Annotated in this window: 15 protein-coding genes; 8 read left to right on the top strand and 7 right to left on the bottom strand. The window is 53.4% G+C overall.

The genetic code is table 11. The features are described from left to right. Positions 1 to 140 precede the first annotated feature (140 nt). Positions 141 to 554 carry an alternative ribosome rescue aminoacyl-tRNA hydrolase ArfB gene (gene arfB, locus WG219_08935; GenBank protein ID WXL27562.1) on the top strand — a complete coding sequence of 138 codons (414 nt, stop codon included), beginning with the start codon at positions 141 to 143 and terminating at the stop codon, positions 552 to 554. Positions 555 to 566: 12 nt separating this feature from the next. Here arfB and WG219_08940 read toward each other — a convergent pair whose 3' ends face one another. From WG219_08940 to phhA, 3 genes are read right to left on the bottom strand one after another with little or no spacing between them, the layout of a single operon-like run. Beyond that, positions 567 to 1,757 (bottom strand): amino acid aminotransferase, encoded by a 1,191-nt coding sequence (locus tag WG219_08940; protein ID WXL27563.1) that lies wholly within the window; start codon positions 1,755 to 1,757, stop codon positions 567 to 569. Continuing rightward, complete coding sequence (locus WG219_08945) at positions 1,757 to 2,110, bottom strand: 4a-hydroxytetrahydrobiopterin dehydratase (GenBank protein WXL27564.1); 354 nt, start codon at positions 2,108 to 2,110, stop codon at positions 1,757 to 1,759. Before WG219_08945 ends, WG219_08940 begins: the two co-directional genes overlap by 1 nt. A gap of 33 nt (positions 2,111 to 2,143) precedes the next feature. Further along, positions 2,144 to 2,929 carry a phenylalanine 4-monooxygenase gene (gene phhA / locus WG219_08950; GenBank protein WXL27565.1) on the bottom strand — a complete coding sequence of 262 codons (786 nt, stop codon included), beginning with the start codon at positions 2,927 to 2,929 and terminating at the stop codon, positions 2,144 to 2,146. 254 nt (positions 2,930 to 3,183) lie between these two features. Here phhA and WG219_08955 point away from each other — a divergent pair, with 254 nt between their 5' ends. From WG219_08955 to WG219_08985, 7 genes are all read left to right on the top strand, one after another. Beyond that, a complete protein-coding gene (locus WG219_08955; GenBank protein WXL27566.1) occupies positions 3,184 to 4,737 on the top strand; it encodes a sigma-54-dependent transcriptional regulator in 1,554 nt (517 codons plus the stop codon). Between the two features lie 252 nt (positions 4,738 to 4,989). Beyond that, positions 4,990 to 6,300, top strand: coding sequence for a trigger factor (gene tig / locus WG219_08960; protein WXL27567.1), 1,311 nt, complete (start codon positions 4,990 to 4,992; stop codon positions 6,298 to 6,300). Positions 6,301 to 6,389: 89 nt separating this feature from the next. Further along, positions 6,390 to 7,031 (top strand): ATP-dependent Clp endopeptidase proteolytic subunit ClpP, encoded by a 642-nt coding sequence (gene clpP / locus WG219_08965; GenBank protein ID WXL27568.1) that lies wholly within the window; start codon positions 6,390 to 6,392, stop codon positions 7,029 to 7,031. Positions 7,032 to 7,147: 116 nt separating this feature from the next. Continuing rightward, complete coding sequence (gene clpX, locus WG219_08970) at positions 7,148 to 8,428, top strand: ATP-dependent Clp protease ATP-binding subunit ClpX (protein WXL27569.1); 1,281 nt, start codon at positions 7,148 to 7,150, stop codon at positions 8,426 to 8,428. Between the two features lie 149 nt (positions 8,429 to 8,577). Next, on the top strand, positions 8,578 to 10,971 hold the full coding sequence (gene lon, locus WG219_08975) for an endopeptidase La (protein ID WXL27570.1): 2,394 nt from the start codon (positions 8,578 to 8,580) through the stop codon (positions 10,969 to 10,971). A gap of 137 nt (positions 10,972 to 11,108) precedes the next feature. Then, positions 11,109 to 11,381 carry a nucleoid-associated protein HU-beta gene (gene hupB, locus WG219_08980; GenBank protein WXL27571.1) on the top strand — a complete coding sequence of 91 codons (273 nt, stop codon included), beginning with the start codon at positions 11,109 to 11,111 and terminating at the stop codon, positions 11,379 to 11,381. Positions 11,382 to 11,592: 211 nt separating this feature from the next. Then, positions 11,593 to 13,470 carry a SurA N-terminal domain-containing protein gene (locus WG219_08985; protein WXL27572.1) on the top strand — a complete coding sequence of 626 codons (1,878 nt, stop codon included), beginning with the start codon at positions 11,593 to 11,595 and terminating at the stop codon, positions 13,468 to 13,470. A gap of 157 nt (positions 13,471 to 13,627) precedes the next feature. On the opposite strand, the gene fabI is transcribed toward WG219_08985, so the two are convergent. Genes fabI through WG219_09005 form a run of 4 tightly spaced genes read right to left on the bottom strand, consistent with a single transcriptional unit; the run spans position 13,628 to position 18,156 of the window. Further along, complete coding sequence (gene fabI / locus WG219_08990) at positions 13,628 to 14,422, bottom strand: enoyl-ACP reductase FabI (protein WXL27573.1); 795 nt, start codon at positions 14,420 to 14,422, stop codon at positions 13,628 to 13,630. Between the two features lie 30 nt (positions 14,423 to 14,452). Then, the gene (locus WG219_08995) at positions 14,453 to 16,060 is read right to left on the bottom strand and encodes an ABC transporter ATP-binding protein (GenBank protein WXL27574.1); all 1,608 of its coding nucleotides are present in this window, start codon (positions 16,058 to 16,060) and stop codon (positions 14,453 to 14,455) included. Between the two features lies 1 nt (position 16,061). After that, entirely contained in the window at positions 16,062 to 17,081 is a 1,020-nt protein-coding gene (locus WG219_09000) for an ABC transporter permease (GenBank protein WXL27575.1), read from the bottom strand. 4 nt (positions 17,082 to 17,085) lie between these two features. Further along, positions 17,086 to 18,156, bottom strand: coding sequence for a microcin C ABC transporter permease YejB (locus tag WG219_09005; protein WXL27576.1), 1,071 nt, complete (start codon positions 18,154 to 18,156; stop codon positions 17,086 to 17,088).

Consider the following 18,156-nt stretch of genomic DNA (forward strand, 5'->3'; position numbering starts at 1 on the left):
TGATTGGTGTCTATTTTGTTGAGTTGTTAAGTGCTCAAACAGTTAGCCTGTGCGCCTTTGTCGCGGGGGTTTTTAGTCCTGCGGGCGGCATCCTGAGGGAGTAAACTGACCGATTATTCTGAGCTAACCGATGCCTGACGATGTTACTGATCTCCAATAGTGTTCATTTGCCGGATGATGAAATTGAGCTAACGGCGATCCGTGCCCAAGGGGCAGGTGGGCAGAACGTGAATAAGGTCAGCAGTGCAGTGCATTTGCGCTTTGACAGTCAGGCGTCATCCTTGCCTGCGTTTTACAAGGAGCGCCTGCTGGAGTGGCGGGATAGCCGGATTACCAGTGATGGTGTGGTCATCATTAAGGCGCAGCAGTATCGAACTCAGGAGCAGAATCGAGCGGATGCCCTGGAACGTTTGGTTGAGTTGATCCTGGCTGCGGGCAAAACTGAAAAAAAGCGCCGCCCCACCAAGCCTACGCTGGGCTCTAAAAAACGCCGTTTGGACGGCAAGAGCAAGCGCGGGGCTATCAAGGCAGGGCGGGGCAAGGTCGACTTTTAGTGGCAGCCCCAGCTATTTACAGACGTGGGCAATTGCAGTGGCCAACTGATCAATGTGCGCACTGTTAATGCCGGTGATATTCGCCCGGCCTCGTCCAACCATATAAATGCTGAACTCTTCTTGCAGGCGTTTGACTTGCGGGATGCTCAGGCCAGTGTAGGAGAAAATCCCGCGCTGCCGGGTAATGTGCTCGAAGCGCTCAGCCAAACCATAACTGCCCAGCGCCTCAACCAGTCCATGACGAAGGCGGACGATGCGTTGACGCATGGTTTCCAACTCCTGCGTCCACTGTCGGCGCAGCTCGTCATTACCCAGAATGTGAGTGACAACCGCAGCGCCGTGGGACGGCGGTGTTGACCACAGGTTACGGGCAGCAACGGCTAATTGGCTGCGAATGGCTTGCAGATGATCACTGTTTGCTGCGCATACCAGCAGTGCGCCTGTGCGCTCGCGGTACAGCCCGAAGTTCTTAGAGCACGAATGAGTGATCAGTAATTCTGGCAATTGCTCAGCGAACAAGCGCACGACGGAGGCATCCTGTTCAAGGCCATCGCCAAAACCTTGATAGGCAAAGTCGAGAAGAGGCAACAGGTCACGGCTTTTGATTACATCCAACACCCGTTGCCAATCGTGATCGGTCAGGTCAAATCCGCTTGGGTTGTGGCAACAGGCATGCAACAGAACCACATCACCTTTGGTGGCGCGGTTTAGTGTGTCCAGCAGAGTGTCCACGGCCACTTGGTTGTGGCTGTCAATGTAGGGGTAGTGCTTGACCTCTACACCCGCGGCAGCAAATAGCGTTTGGTGAATTGGCCAACTGGGGTCGCTGATCCAGATGCTGCGTCCGGGTAAGCATGTGGCAATGAACTCAGCAGCAAGCCTCAGTGCACCTGTACCTCCGGGCGCCTGTGTGGCGGCTGCGCGCTGGTCGAGCAGTGGGTTGTTGTCGCCCAGTACCAATCGGGTGATGAGTTGGTTGAACAGTGGATCGCCATGACTACCGATATAGCTTTTGCTGGTTTCATGCTCCAGCAAGTGCTGCTCGGCGCGTTTCACAACGTCAAGCACGGGCGTGTTGCCGTGCTCATCTTTATAGACGCCAAGGGCCAGTTCCATTTTGCTGCTGGCAGGATCGTTCTTATACAGCTCCTGCAGTCCGAAAATAGGATCACCGGGTACTTTTTCAATCTGTTGAAAATGCATTATTTACGACCCTCTGCGTGTGCGGCCAGCTCATCGGTACGGGCGGCCATGATGAAGTCGTTGCGGTGGAGGCCGCGCATTTCATGGCTCCACCAGGTAACAGTGACCTTGCCCCATTCGGTCAGCAGGGCTGGGTGATGGCCCACTTCTTCTGCGATGGCGGCAACTGCATTGGTAAAGGCAAGGGCGTGGCGGAAGGTCCTGAACAGAAAAACACGTTCAAGCTCCATGTGATCGTCACGGACTTCGATGTTCCAGTCGGGGATGTGACGGATCAGTTCGGCCAGTTCTTCAGGTGACACTTTGGGGGCGTCGGCTCGGCAGGCTTCACATTGTGCTTGGGCAAGGCTCATGCTTTTTCTCCTTATAGATAACGTGCTGTGGGCTCAGGCTGCCTTGGGGGCGAATTTAGGCGCGTGCAGCCCGAGCTGTTGGGCCTGTCGCAGTAACGCCATGATGTCTTCCTGTGCGAGCTGATACAGACGTTTCATCTCCGGCAAGACGAAGTAAAGCGGCTGCAAAATGTCGATTCGATAAGGGGTACGCATGGCTTCGACTGCATCAAATGGCAGGTGTTCGGGGTCGCTCGTCAGGCAGTACTGCGTTTCTTTGGGGGAGGAGAGAATGCCGCCGCCATAGATTTTCCGGCCTTGTGGTGTATCAATCAGGCCAAACTCGATGGTCATCCAATACAGGCGGGCCAAATACACGCGCTCTTCTTTACTGGCCTTAAGGCCGAGCTTGCCGTAGGTATGAGTAAATTCGGCAAACCAGGGGTTGGTGAGCAATGGGCAGTGGCCGAATATTTCGTGAAAGATGTCTGGCTCCTGCAGGTAATCCAGTTCTTCTGGCGTGCGGATAAACGTCGCGACTGGAAACTGCTTGCTGGCCAGCAATTCGAAAAATTTCTGGAAGGGAATTAGCGCAGGCACCCTGGCTACGCTCCAGCCTGTTGTGTTGCGCAGCACCTTGTTGATTTCGGCCAGTTGCGGAATGCGGTGGTGTGGCAGGTTGAGCTGCTCTATCCCGTTTAGGTAGTCATCGCAGGCGCGCCCTTCAATAACCGCTAGCTGTCGGGTGATCAGGGTGTTCCACACCTCATGTTCCGCTTCAGGGTAATCAATAAAACCGTCTGCATCAGGTTCGCGGGCCTGATAGTGGGTATCCGACATCACCATCTCCTGTAGGCGTCTTGTTGTTGTGATGCCTTAAGTCATACGCCTTGAGCGCCTTGAATACAGGTTGCGTGGCCAGTGGTGTCAGCCGAATTCTTGTTGATTTCGTAAAGAATTTATTACGACTTGCCCGATTGGTAGATCTCCATTGCTTTGGCTGCTTCATTTCGTCACATAAATTTGACGAAAGATTGTCGGGCAACCATTTTTGTCAGGAGTACGGCCACAATAAATTCAAAAGAGCCTCCTTCATGCGTATCAAGATTCATTGCCAAAACCGTGTTGGCATTCTCCGTGACATCCTCGACTTGCTGGTTGGCTACGGCGTAAACGTCGCCCGTGGCGAGGTGGGGGGCGAGCAGGGCAATGCCATCTACATGCATTGCCCAAACCTGATCAACATGCAGTTTCAGTCTTTGCGCCCACAGATCGAAAAAGTGGTGGGTGTATTTGGGGTTAAGCGTGTCGGGCTGATGCCCAGTGAGCGTAAACATCTTGAACTCAACGCTTTGCTGGGTGCCCTGGACTTCCCAGTGCTGTCGGTCGATATGGGTGGCAGTATCGTCGCGGCAAACCGCAGTGCGGCCCAGTTGCTCGGCGTGCGGGTGGATGAAGTGCCAGGCATTGCATTGTCGCGCTATACCGAGGACTTTGATCTGCCCGAATTGGTTCGGGCCAATAAGGCTCGTATCAATGGCATGCGGGTGAAGATCAAGGGCGATGTCTTTCTTGTGGACATAGCGCCTTTGCAAACCGAGCATGAAGACAGTGACGCCCTGGCCGGAGCCGTGCTCACATTGCATCGGGCTGATCGCGTGGGTGAGCGCATCTATCAAGTGCGTAAGCAGGAACTGCGTGGCTTTGACAGCATCTTCCAGAGTTCCAAAGGCATGGCGGCAGTGGTGCGTGAGGCCCGGCGCATGGCGCCGCTGGATGCCCCCTTATTAATAGAAGGGGAAACCGGCACGGGCAAAGAGCTGCTGGCGCGAGCCTGCCACCTTGCAAGCCCGCGCGGTCAGTCGCCGTTTATGGCGCTTAATTGCGCGGGGCTGCCGGAGTCCATGGCGGAAACCGAGCTGTTTGGCTACGGCCCCGGTGCATTCGAAGGTGCGCGCCCCGAAGGCAAGCTCGGATTGCTGGAGCTGACCGCAGGCGGCACTTTGTTTCTAGATGGGGTTGGCGAAATGAGCCCGCGCTTGCAGGCCAAGCTGCTGCGGTTTCTGCAGGATGGATGCTTTCGGCGGGTGGGCAGTGATGAAGAGGTTTATCTGGATGTTCGCGTCATTTGCGCCACACAAGTGGATCTCTCCGAACTGTGCACTAAAGGTGAGTTTCGCCAGGACCTGTACCATCGTCTGAATGTACTCAGCCTGCATATCCCACCGCTACGTGAGTGTCTAGATGGCCTTGCACCATTGGTTGAACACTTTCTTGATCAGGCCTGCCGCCAGATTGGCTGCCCACTGCCCAAATTGCATCCGGCAGTCATGGACAAACTCAGCCACTACCACTGGCCGGGAAATATCCGTCAATTGGAAAATGCTTTGTTTCAGGCTGTGTCCCTGTGTGATGGCGGTACTGTAAAGGCCGAGCACATTCGCTTGCCTGACTATGGTGCTGCTCAGTCACTCGGGGCTTTTTCCGTGGAAGGGGATTTGGACGCGATAGTCGGGCGCTTTGAACGAGCTGTATTGGAAAGCCTGTTTCACGAGCACCCCAGCAGTCGGCTGTTGGGCAAACGTCTTGGCGTTTCCCATACCACCATTGCAAACAAGCTGCGGCAGTACGGGTTGGGTAAGGAGTAGGGGGGTATTAGCTTTCGCTTGGAGGGCTTATGGGGCAGTCAATTCAAACGGCAGGCAGTATCTGCCTGATAAAGGGGCTCTTAATCAGCACATGAAGGGGCTGTTTCACTGGCCTTAAGGCTGATCTTAGAACTCCCTCCCGATTGACGCTTGTTACAGGGTGACTTCTTGAAAATCAGCCACTAGAATGCATGCCCTTGATTATTGGGGTCGATAAACGGCCGGCTTATGTCTGTGCAACGAGGATTATCCATGCAAGTTTCCGTTGAAAGTACTTCTTCCCTCGAACGCCGCATGACTGTAGGTGTACCTGTTGAGCGCGTTGAGACTGAAGTCAACAAGCGTCTGCAACAGACTGCCCGTCGTGCAAAAGTTCCTGGCTTCCGTCCTGGTAAAGTGCCGATGAGCGTTATTCGTCAGCGCTACGAAGATTCCGCTCGCCAGGAAGTTCTGGGCGACCTGATTCAGTCCACTTTCTATGAAGCTGTTGTTGAGCAGAAGCTGAACCCGGCTGGTGCTCCTTCGGTTGAGCCAAAAACCTTCGAAAAGGGCAAGGATCTCGAGTACGTTGCCACCTTCGAAGTATTCCCGGAAATCAAGGTCGAAGGCCTTGAGTCCATCGCTATCGAGCGTCTGCAGGCTGAAGTTGCTGATGCTGACGTCGATAACATGCTGGAAATTCTGCGTAAGCAGAACACCCGTTTCGAAACCGTTGAGCGTGCTGCCGAAAACGGCGACCAACTGAACATTGATTTCGTTGGCAAGCTGGATGGTGAAGCATTCGCTGGCGGTTCCGCTAAGGGCACCCAGCTGGTTCTGGGCTCTGGCCGTATGATCCCAGGCTTTGAAGACGCCCTGGTTGGCGCTAAAGCTGGCGAAGAGCGTGTAATCAACCCAACCTTCCCGGCTGATTACCAGAACCTGGACCTGGCAGGCAAAACTGCTGAGTTCACTGTTACTGTCAACAGCGTATCTGCTCCGCAACTGCCGGAACTGAACGAAGAGTTCTTCGCTCTGTTCGGTGTTAAAGAAGGCGGTGTTGACGGCTTCCGCGCCGAAGTTCGTAAGAACATGGAGCGTGAGCTGCGCCAAGCCATCAAATCCAAGGTTAAAAACCAAGTGATGGATGGCCTGCTGGCTGCTAACCCGATCGACACGCCTAAAGCGCTGATCTCCAACGAAGTAAACCGTCTGCGCGTACAAGCTGTTCAGCAGTTTGGTGGCAACATCAAGCCTGACCAACTGCCAGCTGAACTGTTCGAAGAGCAAGCCAAGCGTCGTGTATCCCTGGGCCTGCTGGTTGCCGAAGTGGTTAAACAGTTCGAGCTGAAGCCAGACGACGCTCGCGTTCGTGAGATGATCGAAGAGATGGCTTCCGCTTATCAAGAGCCTGAGCAAGTTGTGGCTTGGTACTACAAAAACGACCAGCAACTGAACGAAGTGCGTTCTGTTGTGCTGGAAGAGCAAGTTGTAGATACTGTTTTGCAGAAGGCTAAAGTGACTGATAAAGCAGTCTCTTACGAAGAAGCAGTTAAGCCGGCTGAAGCGCCAAAAGCTGACTGATTTCTTTAGCTTGTCAGAGCACGCATAAGCCAGCCTTCGTGCTGGCTTATGCGCATTTGATGTATGACTACTTAGGGAGCGAGTGCCGAATGTACCGCAATCCAATTTTCCCGCAGGTACCAGAAGTCCAGGCCGCAGGTGGCTTGGTGCCGATGGTGGTTGAGCAGTCAGCCCGCGGTGAGCGCGCTTACGACATTTATTCGCGCTTGCTGAAAGAACGCGTCATTTTCCTCGTTGGTCAGGTTGAAGATTACATGGCCAACCTGATTTGCGCTCAGCTCCTGTTCCTTGAAGCCGAGAACCCGGACAAGGACATCCACCTTTATATCAACTCCCCAGGTGGTTCCGTCACCGCAGGCATGGCGATCTATGACACCATGCAGTTCATTAAGGCTGACGTGTCGACGACCTGCATTGGCCAAGCATGCAGCATGGGAGCTTTCCTCCTGTCCGGTGGTGCTAAGGGTAAGCGTTTCTGCCTGCCTAACTCCCGCGTGATGATTCACCAGCCGCTGGGTGGTTTCCAGGGGCAGGCGTCTGATATTGATATCCACGCTCGTGAGATCCTGTTCATCCGCCAGCGTCTGAACGAACTGCTTGCCCAGCACACCGGGCAGACGCTTGAGACCATCGAGCGGGATACCAACCGTGACAACTTCATGAGCGCTACCCGTGCTCTGGAGTACGGAATTGTCGATGCCGTTCATGAAAAGCGGCAAATGCCGGTTTAACTCCGGTGTAAGGCGGTAAAATTCGGGCTGATTCAGGTGTGCGTGATTTGCACCCTTGAAAATGCCCGGATTTAGCCCCATCTTGTGTTTTAAGCCTACCGCATTGGATTGAACGAATGACTGACACCCGCAACGGCGAGGATAACGGCAAGCTGCTTTATTGCTCCTTCTGTGGCAAGAGCCAACATGAAGTACGCAAATTGATCGCGGGCCCCTCAGTTTTTATCTGCGATGAGTGTGTTGACCTGTGCAATGACATCATCCGCGAGGAGGTGCAGGAGGCGCAGACCGAGAGCAATGCGCACAAGTTGCCCGCACCCAAGGAAATCAGCAGCATTCTTGATCAGTATGTGATCGGTCAGGAGCGCGCCAAGAAAATTCTGGCTGTAGCTGTCTACAACCATTACAAACGCCTGAATCAGCGTGACAAAAAGGACGAAGTTGAGCTCGGCAAGAGCAACATTCTCCTGATTGGTCCGACCGGTTCCGGTAAAACATTGCTGGCTGAGACATTGGCTCGCCTGCTCAATGTGCCGTTTACCATCGCTGATGCAACCACGCTGACAGAAGCCGGTTATGTGGGTGAAGATGTCGAAAACATCATCCAGAAACTGCTGCAGAAGTGTGATTACGATGTAGAGAAGGCCCAGATGGGTATTGTCTACATTGATGAAATTGACAAGATTTCCCGTAAGTCAGACAACCCTTCAATCACCCGTGACGTATCGGGTGAGGGCGTGCAGCAGGCTCTGCTGAAACTGATCGAGGGTACTGTTGCTTCGGTTCCACCGCAGGGCGGTCGCAAGCATCCACAGCAAGAGTTCCTGCAAGTGGATACACGCAACATCCTGTTTATTTGTGGTGGTGCGTTTGCTGGCCTGGAGAAGGTTATTCAGGGGCGCTCCGCTAAAGGCGGCATCGGCTTTGGTGCTGAGGTTCGCAGTAAAGAGGAAGGCAAGAAAGTTGGTGAGTCGCTGCGGGCTGTAGAGCCGGACGATTTGGTCAAGTTTGGCCTGATTCCAGAGTTTGTTGGTCGTTTGCCTGTTATCGCGACGCTTGATGAGCTGGATGAGGCAGCACTTGTGCAGATCCTTACCGAGCCTAAGAACGCGCTGACTAAGCAATACGCTAAGCTGTTTGAAATGGAAGGCGTTGAGCTGGAGTTCCGTCCAGACGCGCTCAACTCGGTAGCCCGTAAAGCGCTTGAGCGCAAAACGGGGGCCCGTGGTCTTCGCTCTATCCTTGAAGGGGTACTGCTGGACACCATGTATGAGATTCCATCTCAGTCAGATGTCAGCAAGGTCGTAATTGATGAAAGTGTGATCGATGGGACTTCTGAGCCTATCCGTATCTACGAAAGTGCTGAGCTGCCGGCCAAGGCTGCACCTGATGCTTAATGCTTTTGTAGCGGACTGAGAAAGGGGCCTTCGGGCCCCTTTTTCTTTTGCGTGTTTAAAGCTTGTTTTTTGTCAAAGCAGCCCCCATCTTAGAAGCCAAGGGTAGTCCCAATTGTTTACGGCCGTATGGCCGCCGTAGAGCCGAAATCATGAAAACAACCTTTGAATTGCCTCTGTTGCCATTGCGCGATGTTGTGGTTTATCCGCACATGGTTATTCCTTTATTTGTCGGGCGTGAAAAGTCAATCGAGGCTCTCGAGGCTGCTATGACGGGCGAAAAGCAGATTCTGCTGCTCGCTCAGAAAAACCCGGCGGACGATGATCCCTCTGAAGAGGCGCTGTACCGCGTAGGTACGGTGGCGACTGTTCTGCAATTACTCAAGTTGCCTGATGGCACCGTCAAGGTTTTGGTTGAGGGTGAGCAGCGCGGTGAAGTTGCACGTTTCCTTGAGGCCGACTCGCATTTGCGCGCCGAGGTGCAACTGATCGATGAAACCGAGATTGCTGAGCGCGAGTCGGAGGTGTTCACCCGCACCCTCCTGAGTCAGTTCGAACAATACGTACAGTTGGGCAAGAAGGTTCCTGCTGAGGTTCTGGCCTCCCTGAATAGCATTGAAGAGCCTGCCCGTCTGGTCGACACCATGGCTGCACATATGGTGTTGAAGATTGAGCAGAAGCAGGAAATCCTTGAAATCACCGACCTGCCAACCCGTGTTGAGCATGTACTTGCCTTGTTGGATGCTGAAATCGACCTGCTTCAGGTGGAGAAGCGAATTCGCGGTCGTGTCAAAAAACAGATGGAGCGTAGCCAGCGCGAGTACTACCTGAATGAGCAGATGAAGGCCATTCAGAAGGAGCTGGGTGACGGTGAAGAAGGCCATAACGAGCTGGATGAGCTGAGAAAGCGCATTGATAACGCCGGTATGACCCCTGAGGCACTGAATAAGGCCAATGCGGAACTGAACAAGCTTAAGCAGATGTCGCCGATGTCTGCTGAGGCTACAGTTGTGCGTTCTTACATTGATTGGTTAGTCAATGTACCTTGGAAGGCTGAGAGCAAGGTTCGCCTTGATCTGGCGCGTGCTGAAGCGGTTCTCGAGGCGGATCACTACGGCCTTGAGGAGGTCAAGGAACGCATCCTTGAGTATCTCGCTGTACAGAAACGTGTGAAGAAGCTGAAGGGCCCTGTGCTGTGCCTGGTTGGGCCACCTGGTGTTGGTAAGACTTCGTTGGCAGAGTCTATTGCAACGGCCACTAACCGCAAGTTTGTGCGGATGGCGTTGGGTGGCGTTCGTGACGAAGCGGAAATTCGTGGTCACCGCCGCACCTATATTGGTTCGATGCCCGGTCGTCTGATTCAGAAGATGACCAAGGTTGGCGTGCGTAACCCCCTGTTTTTGCTCGATGAAATCGACAAAATGGGTCAGGACATGCGCGGTGATCCCGCGTCGGCTCTGCTCGAGGTGCTGGACCCAGAACAGAACCACAACTTCAACGACCATTACCTTGAAGTTGACTACGATTTGTCCGATGTAATGTTCCTGTGTACATCGAACTCGATGAATATTCCGGGTCCATTATTGGATCGTATGGAGGTCATTCGTCTGCCGGGCTATACCGAAGCAGAGAAGATCAACATCGCGACGAAATATCTAGTACCAAAACAAATCCAAGCCAATGGTCTGAAAAAAACCGAGTTGGAATTTGCCGAAGAGTCGATCCGCGACATTATTCGCTACTACACTCGTGAGGCTGGCGTGCGTGGTCTGGAGCGTCAGATCGCTAAAGTGTGCCGTAAGGTTGTGAAGGAAAATACGGCTCAGAAACGCTTCCATGTGACCGTTACAGCGGAGAACCTTGAGCACTATCTGGGCGTACGTAAGCATCGTTATGGGCTAGCTGAGCAGCAGGACCAGATTGGTCAGGTAACAGGTCTGGCCTGGACTCAGGTGGGTGGTGAACTGCTGACCATCGAGGCTGTAGTAGTGCCAGGCAAAGGCCAGTTAATCAAAACTGGCTCCTTGGGTGACGTGATGCTTGAGTCGATTACAGCCGCTCAGACTGTGGTACGTAGTCGCGCCAAAAGCTTGGGAATTCCGGTCGATTTCTACGAGAAGCAGGACCTTCACATTCACATGCCCGAAGGCGCTACACCGAAGGATGGCCCGAGTGCAGGCATTGGTATGTGCACCGCATTGGTGTCGGCTTTGACCCAGATTCCGGTGCGTGCAGACGTGGCGATGACCGGTGAAATTACCCTGCGTGGGCAGGTTCTGGCGATCGGTGGCCTCAAGGAAAAGCTGCTTGCAGCACACCGTGGCGGCATCAAGACGGTGATCATTCCAGAGGAAAATGTGCGTGACCTGAAGGAGATTCCTGAGAATATTAAGCAAGACCTGCAGATTAAACCGGTTAAATGGATTGACGAGGTCCTGCAAATTGCGCTGCAATACGCCCCGGAGCCTTTACCTGATGCGGCTCCGATCGTTGCAAAGGATGATAAACGCGAGTCTGATTCCAAGGAGCGAATTAGCACGCATTAGGCCGGAGTGCTTCCTTGACACTTTTTTAAAGCCCTTGCTATAAAGCGGCTCAATGGTGTCAGCAGGCTCTCTAGCACTAGCTTCGCTTACATTCAAAAGCAAGAAATAAACTCAACAGAAATTAAGGGGACTTAAGAGTGAACAAGTCGGAACTGATCGATGCTATCGCAGCATCTGCTGATATCCCGAAAGCTGTTGCTGGCCGCGCGCTGGACGCAGTGATTGAATCCGTTACTGGCGCTCTGAAAGCTGGTGACTCCGTTGTGCTGGTAGGCTTCGGTACTTTCGCTGTTAAAGAGCGTGCTGCCCGTACTGGCCGTAACCCGCAGACTGGCAAGCCAATCAGCATTGCTGCTGCCAAGATCCCTGGTTTCAAAGCTGGCAAGGCTCTGAAAGACGCTGTTAACTAAGTGTCTTCGGTTTTGCCTGCGGATCAGTTGATCTGATCCATGACATGGCGAGCTAATTAGAGATCAGTGTTCGAGATTGCTGTACGAGACGGTCAACAACCAGTTCGCTATGCCAGTTACGAGAAGGCGCATCTCCTGATGCGCCTTTCTTCTATTCGGACTTTACCCACACTGCGCGATTGCTTTTTTCTACAGTCGTTCTGGGGGACGCATGCTGCAGAACATCAGGGACAATTCACAGGGTTGGATTGCCAAAACCATTATCGGCCTCATCGTCGTACTACTGGCACTGACAGGTGTTGAGGCGATTTTTACCAGCTCTAATAGCGGCAAGGTTGTAGCCGAGGTGGATGGCCAGGAAATCAGCGCCGATTCCCTCACACAAGCTGTAGAAATGCAGCGTCGCCAATTGGCACAGCAGCTCGGGCGTGATTTCGATGCTTCGATGCTGGACGAGAAACTGTTGCGTGAGGCCTCTCTTAAAGGCCTGATTGAGCGCACATTGCTGCTTAACGGCGCAAAAGATTCAAAATTCGCGTTTTCCCAGCAGGGCCTTGATCAGGTCATCCTGAGCACGCCGGAGTTTCTGGTAGACGGAAAATTTAGCCCGGAGCGTTTCGATCAGGTAATCGCACGGCTGGGTTACTCCCGCATGCAATTCCGCCAGATGCTGGAAGAGGAAATGCTGATCGGCCAACTGCGTGCCGGTATCGGTAACAGCGGCTTTGTTACAGACACTCAAATTAAAGCGTTCGCGGCTCTGGAAAAGCAGACCCGTGATTTCGCAACTCTGACCCTCAAGGCTGACCTGAAGTCCGTCACGCTCAGTGATGACGACATCAAGGCTTATTATGACGCGCAGTCCAGCGAGTTCATGAGCCCGGAGCAGGTTGTTCTCGAATACGTCGAACTGAAGAAAGATGCTTTCTTTGATCAGGTGGACGTTAAAGATGAAGACCTGCAAGCGGCTTATCAGAGTGAAATTGCCGGCTTGAGTGAGCAGCGTCGAGCTGCCCATATCTTGGTCGAGATATCTGACAAAACTTCAGATGAACAAGCCAAGGCTAAGATCGAAGAGATTCAAAAGCGCGTCCAGCAGGGTGAAGACTTTGCTGCTCTGGCCAAAGAACTCTCCGATGATAAGGGCTCCTCGACGGAGGGCGGTGACCTCGGTTTCGCAAGCAAAGGTGTCTACGACCAGGCTTTCGAAGACGCCTTGTATGCCCTCAAAGAAAACGAAGTTTCTGCCCCAGTGCGTACTGAATTCGGTTGGCATCTGATTAAGCTGATCGGCATCCAGGCGCCAGAGGTACCAACCTTCGCCAGTTTGGAAGACAAGCTGAAGCATGACCTCAAAGCTCGTGAGGTTGAGCAGCGTTTTGTAGAGGTTTCCAAGGAACTTGAAGACTCAGCTTTTGAATCCTCTGATCTGGCTCAACCTGCTCAAGAGCTTGGTTTGACTGTGCAAACGAGCGAGCCTTTTGGCCGTCAGGGCGGCGCGACCGGAATTGCTGCAAATCGTCAGGTGATTCAGGCGGCATTCAGCCCAGAAGTCCTTGAAGACGGTAGCAACAGCAGTGTGATTGAGCTTGATCCAAACACCGTTGTTGTCGTGCGTGTCAAAGAGCATCTGAAGCCTCAGCAACTGCCGCTGGAGCAGGTTGCCGATAGCATCCGTAAGCAGCTGACTAAGGTGCGTGCAACGGAGGCCGTTAAAGCCAAAGCTGAAGAGCAATTGAAAGCACTGCGCAGTGGTAAAACCCCTGTTGAGCAGGCAGCAGAAGGCGAAAGCTGGAATGTTGTTGAAGCTGCAACTCGCAGCCAAGAGGGTGTGGATCCTGCTGTGTTGCAAGCACTATTCCGTATGCCGAAGCCTGAAGCCGCTGACAAGCCGGTATTTAGCGGTATCAGCTTGAGCAATGGTGATTACGTCATCATCCGTTTGAATGGTGTTAGTCAGCCTGATGTGCAGCTGAGCGATGAAGAGAAGGCGATGTACGGCCGCTTCCTGGCTTCGCGTGTTGGTCAGCAAGACTTTGAGGCTTTCCGCAAACAGCTGGAAGCAAGCGCTAAGATCGAACGCATGTAATGGTTTGATTAATTAAAAAAGGCCGCGTAAGCGGCCTTTTTTATTGTGATGGTTTACAGCCATGTTTTCTAAGGAGCCCTCGAGTGGGCTTGCCGACCACAAATAAAAACGCCCGGAGCAATGCACCGGGCGCTTGTAGGCTCTTATCTGAAGCTGATTAGTCTTCGAGGTTGCCCATAGCGGTGGTGTTGAAGCCGCCATCAACGTACATGATTTCACCGCTTACACCGGAAGCCAGGTCGGAGCAGAGGAACGCTGCTGCGTTACCCACTTCTTCGATGGTCACGTTGCGGCGCAGCGGAGTTTGCTTCTCGTTAGCAGCCAGCATTTTGCGGAAGCTCTTAATACCGGAAGCAGCGAGCGTACGGATTGGGCCAGCGGATACAGCGTTAACGCGGGTGCCTTCTGGGCCGAGGCTGCCTGCGAGGTAGCGTACACCGGCTTCCAGGCTAGCTTTGGCCATGCCCATAACGTTGTAGTTAGGCATGGTGCGTTCTGCACCCAGATAGGAGAGGGTCAGCAGGCTACCGTTACGGCCCTTCATCATTTCGCGGCCGGCTTTCGCCAGGGCGACGAAGCTATAGGCGCTGATGTCATGAGCAATGCGGAAACCTTCACGGGTGGTGACGTCGGTGAAGTCACCATCCAGTTGATCGCCAGGAGCAAAACCTACAGAGTGAACGATGCAGTCCAGACCATCCCACTTCTTGCTCAAGGCTTCGAATACGGCGGTGATATCGTCGTCATTGGCAACGTCGCACGGGAAGCACAGTTCTGCGCTGGAGCCCCAGCCGGCGGCGAATTCTTCCACGCGGCCTTTGAGCTTGTCGTTCTGATAGGTGAAGGCCAGTTCGGCGCCTTCACGGTGCATTGCAGCGGCAATACCCGAGGCGATGGACAGCTTGCTGGCGACACCAACGATCAGGACGCGCTTGCCGGTTAGAAAACCCATGTGTGTGATTCCTCTTCCTGTCTACAAGGATTAATTAGCTGGGGCCATAAAGGCCGCTTCCAGTAACTGTTGTGTATAGATGTTCTGTGGCGCTGCGAAGACACTTTCTGCGGGGCCCTGTTCGACAACTTTTCCTTGTTTGACCACCATCACCTGATGACTCAAGGCTCTGACAACCGCCAAATCATGGCTAATGAACAAGTAGGTCAGGTTGTACTTGATCTGGAGATTACGCAGCAGCTCAACCACTTGTCGCTGTACGGTGCGGTCCAAGGCTGAGGTAGGCTCGTCCAGCAGGATCATTTCAGGCTTGAGTACCAACGCGCGGGCGATAGCGATACGCTGTCTCTGGCCACCGGAAAACTCATGAGGATAGCGATGTCGGGTTTCTGGATCGAGTCCGACTTCTTTGAGCACCTCGATGATGGCTTTTTCCTGTTCCTCTTCGCTGCCAATTTTGTGAATACGCAAGCCTTCCCCAATGATCTGGCCAACGGACATGCGGGGGCTAAGGCTGCCAAAAGGATCTTGGAAAACCACCTGCATCTGGCGCCGCAATGGCCGGACTTCTGTCTGTGTCAGGCTTTGAATGGCTTTCCCGTTGAAGCTGATATTGCCCTCGCTGTTGATCAGCCGGAGTATAGCCAGGCCGAGCGTTGACTTGCCGGAGCCGCTTTCTCCAACAATGCCAAGGGTATGTCCTTGTGGCAGGCTGAAGTTAATGCCGTCGACGGCCTTCACGTGATCAACCGTGCGGCGCAGAAGTCCTTTTTTTATCGGAAACCAGATGCGTAGATTATCCACTTCTAGCAAGGGTTTACCGGCGGGCTGATCAGCCGCTTTGCCACTGGGTTCAGCATCTAGCAGCAGTTTGGTGTAGGGGTGTTGCGGTGAGGTAAACAGCGTCTCGCATTCAGCCTGCTCGACGATTTCACCTTGCTTCATGACGCAGACACGGTTGGCAATACGTCGAACCAAATTGAGGTCGTGACTGATCAGTAGGATCGCCATGCCCAGCCTGGCTTGCAGGTCTTTGAGTAAGCCGAGAATTTTCAGTTGAACGGTAACGTCCAGTGCTGTGGTCGGTTCGTCTGCGATTAGCAGCTCTGGCTCATTGGCCAGTGCCATTGCGATCACCACACGTTGTCTTTGACCACCTGATAGTTCGTGGGGGTACGACTTCAGACGTTTGTGAGGTTCTGGGATGCCAACCAGTTCAAGCAGCTCAAGAGTGCGCTTGGTGGCTTCTTTATTGCGCAGGCCTTTGTGCAAGTAGAGCACTTCGTTGATCTGTTTTTCTATGGTGTGCAGTGGGTTCAGTGAGGTCATGGGCTCCTGAAACACCATGGCAATACGGTTGCCACGAATACTGCGCATCTGCTTTTCACTGAGCTTGAGCAGATCTTGTTGATTGAACTGGATGCTGCCGCTGGGGTGTTGAGCAATGGGGTAGGGCAGTAGGCGCAGAATCGAATGTGCGGTCACTGATTTACCAGAACCGCTTTCGCCCACCAATGCGACCGTTTCACCGCGGTGGATAGTAAAACTAACCCGGTGAACGACGCGCTGGGTTTTATCACCGCTGGTAAATTCGACGGCGAGATCCTTGATTTCGATCAGACTACTGGATTCGGTCATCTTATTTCCTTGGGTCAAAGGCATCACGTGCAGCCTCACCAATAAACACTAGCAGGCTCAACATCAGGGCCAGAATGACAAACGCACTCATGCCCAGCCAAGGTGCTTGAAGGTTGGATTTACCTTGTGCAACCAGTTCGCCGAGTGATGGTGAGCCGGGTGGAAGGCCAAAGCCGAGGAAGTCCAATGCAGTCAGGGTGCCAATCGCACTGGTGAGAATGAAGGGCATAAAGGTCAGGGTGGAGACCATGGCATTAGGCAGAATATGCCGGAACATGATGGCGCTGTTCTGCATGCCCAGCGCTCGGGCTGCGCGGACGTATTCGAGATTGCGCCCGCGCAGGAATTCCGCGCGCACCAAATCAACCAGGCTCATCCATGAGAACAGTAGCATGATTCCCAGCAACCACCAAAAGTTTGGCTGCACGAAACTCGCCAGGATGATCAGCAGGTACAACACCGGAAGTCCCGACCAAATTTCGAGAAAGCGCTGACCCGCTAGATCAACCCAGCCACCGTAAAAGCCTTGAATAGCCCCTGCGAACACACCAATGATTGAACTGATGATGGTCAACGTGAGGGCAAACAGTACCGATATACGGAAGCCGTATATGACCCGGGCCAGTACATCGCGGCCTTGATCATCAGTGCCCAGCCAGTTTTCCGCAGAAGGTGGGGCGGGGGCAGGGACTTGCAGGTCGTAGTTGATGCTGGAGTAGTTGTAAGGGATCGGAGGCCAGATCATCCAGCCTTCTTTGGCCTTGATTAACTCCTGGAAATACGGGCTTTTGTAATTGGGCTGTAGCGGAAACTCGCCGCCGAAGGCGGTTTCTGGGTAGCGCTTGAACACGGGGAAATACAAGGCGTTGTCGTAGCTGACAACCAGTGGTTTGTCGTTGGCGATAAGTTCGGCACCGAGGGTGATGACGAACAGCGTGAGGAAGATCCACAGTGACCACCAGCCACGTTTGTGAGCCTTGAACAGCTTCAGCCGACGTTGCGCAATAGGAGACAATTTCATCTGGTTACTCCCGGCTCTCGAAGTCGATACGAGGGTCGACCAGGGTGTAGGTAATGTCGCCGATCAATTTCACCACCAGACCTAGCAGCGTAAAAATAAACAGGGTGCCAAACACCACCGGGTAGTCACGGTTTATGGCGGCTTCAAAACTCATCAGTCCCAGGCCGTCGAGGGAGAAAATTACTTCGATCAGCAGGGAGCCGGTGAAAAACACGCCAATAAAAGCGGCGGGGAAACCGGCAATGATGATCAACATGGCGTTGCGGAATACATGGCCGTAGAGCACGCGGTTATTGGTCAGGCCTTTGGCTCGGGCAGTAACCACATACTGTTTGTTGATCTCATCGAGAAAGCTGTTTTTAGTCAGCAGGGTGAGGGTGGCGAAGTTGCCAATGACTAGCGCTGTAACAGGCAGGGCCAGGTGCCAGAAGTAGTCCAGCACCTTGCCAGTGAAGGTCAGTTCATCAAAGTTGTTAGAGGTCAGACCGCGAAGGGGGAACCAGTCCCAGTAGCTGCCACCGGCAAACAGCACGATGAGCAGAATGGCGAACAGGAAAGCTGGAATGGCGTAGCCAATGATGATGGCTGAGCTTGTCCAGACATCGAATGCACTTCCATTTCGCGTGGCTTTGGCGATCCCCAGGGGGATCGATACTAGGTACATGATCAGGGTGCTCCATAGCCCGAGGGAGATGGAGACAGGCATCTTTTCGATAATCAGGTCGATGACTTTGGCATCCCGGAAGAAACTTGAGCCGAAGTCCAGTTGCGCATAGCTTTTGACCATCAGCCAGAAGCGTTCAGGTGCAGATTTATCAAACCCGTACATCTTTTCAATTTCTTTGATCAGATCCGGGTCGAGGCCCTGCGCCCCTCGGTAGTTTGAGCCGGCAACGGAGACTTCTGCGCCACCGCCGGCTACTCGGCTGGTGGCACCATCAAAGCCTTCAAGCTTGGCAATCATCTGCTCTACAGGGCCACCTGGAGCGGCCTGGATGATGACAAAGTTGATCAGCAGAATTCCGAACAGGGTCGGAATGATCAGCAGCAATCGCCGCAGTATGTACGCCAGCAT

This window comes from Pseudomonas mendocina (genome assembly GCA_037482215.1).
Lineage (GTDB): Bacteria > Pseudomonadota > Gammaproteobacteria > Pseudomonadales > Pseudomonadaceae > Aquipseudomonas > Aquipseudomonas mendocina_E.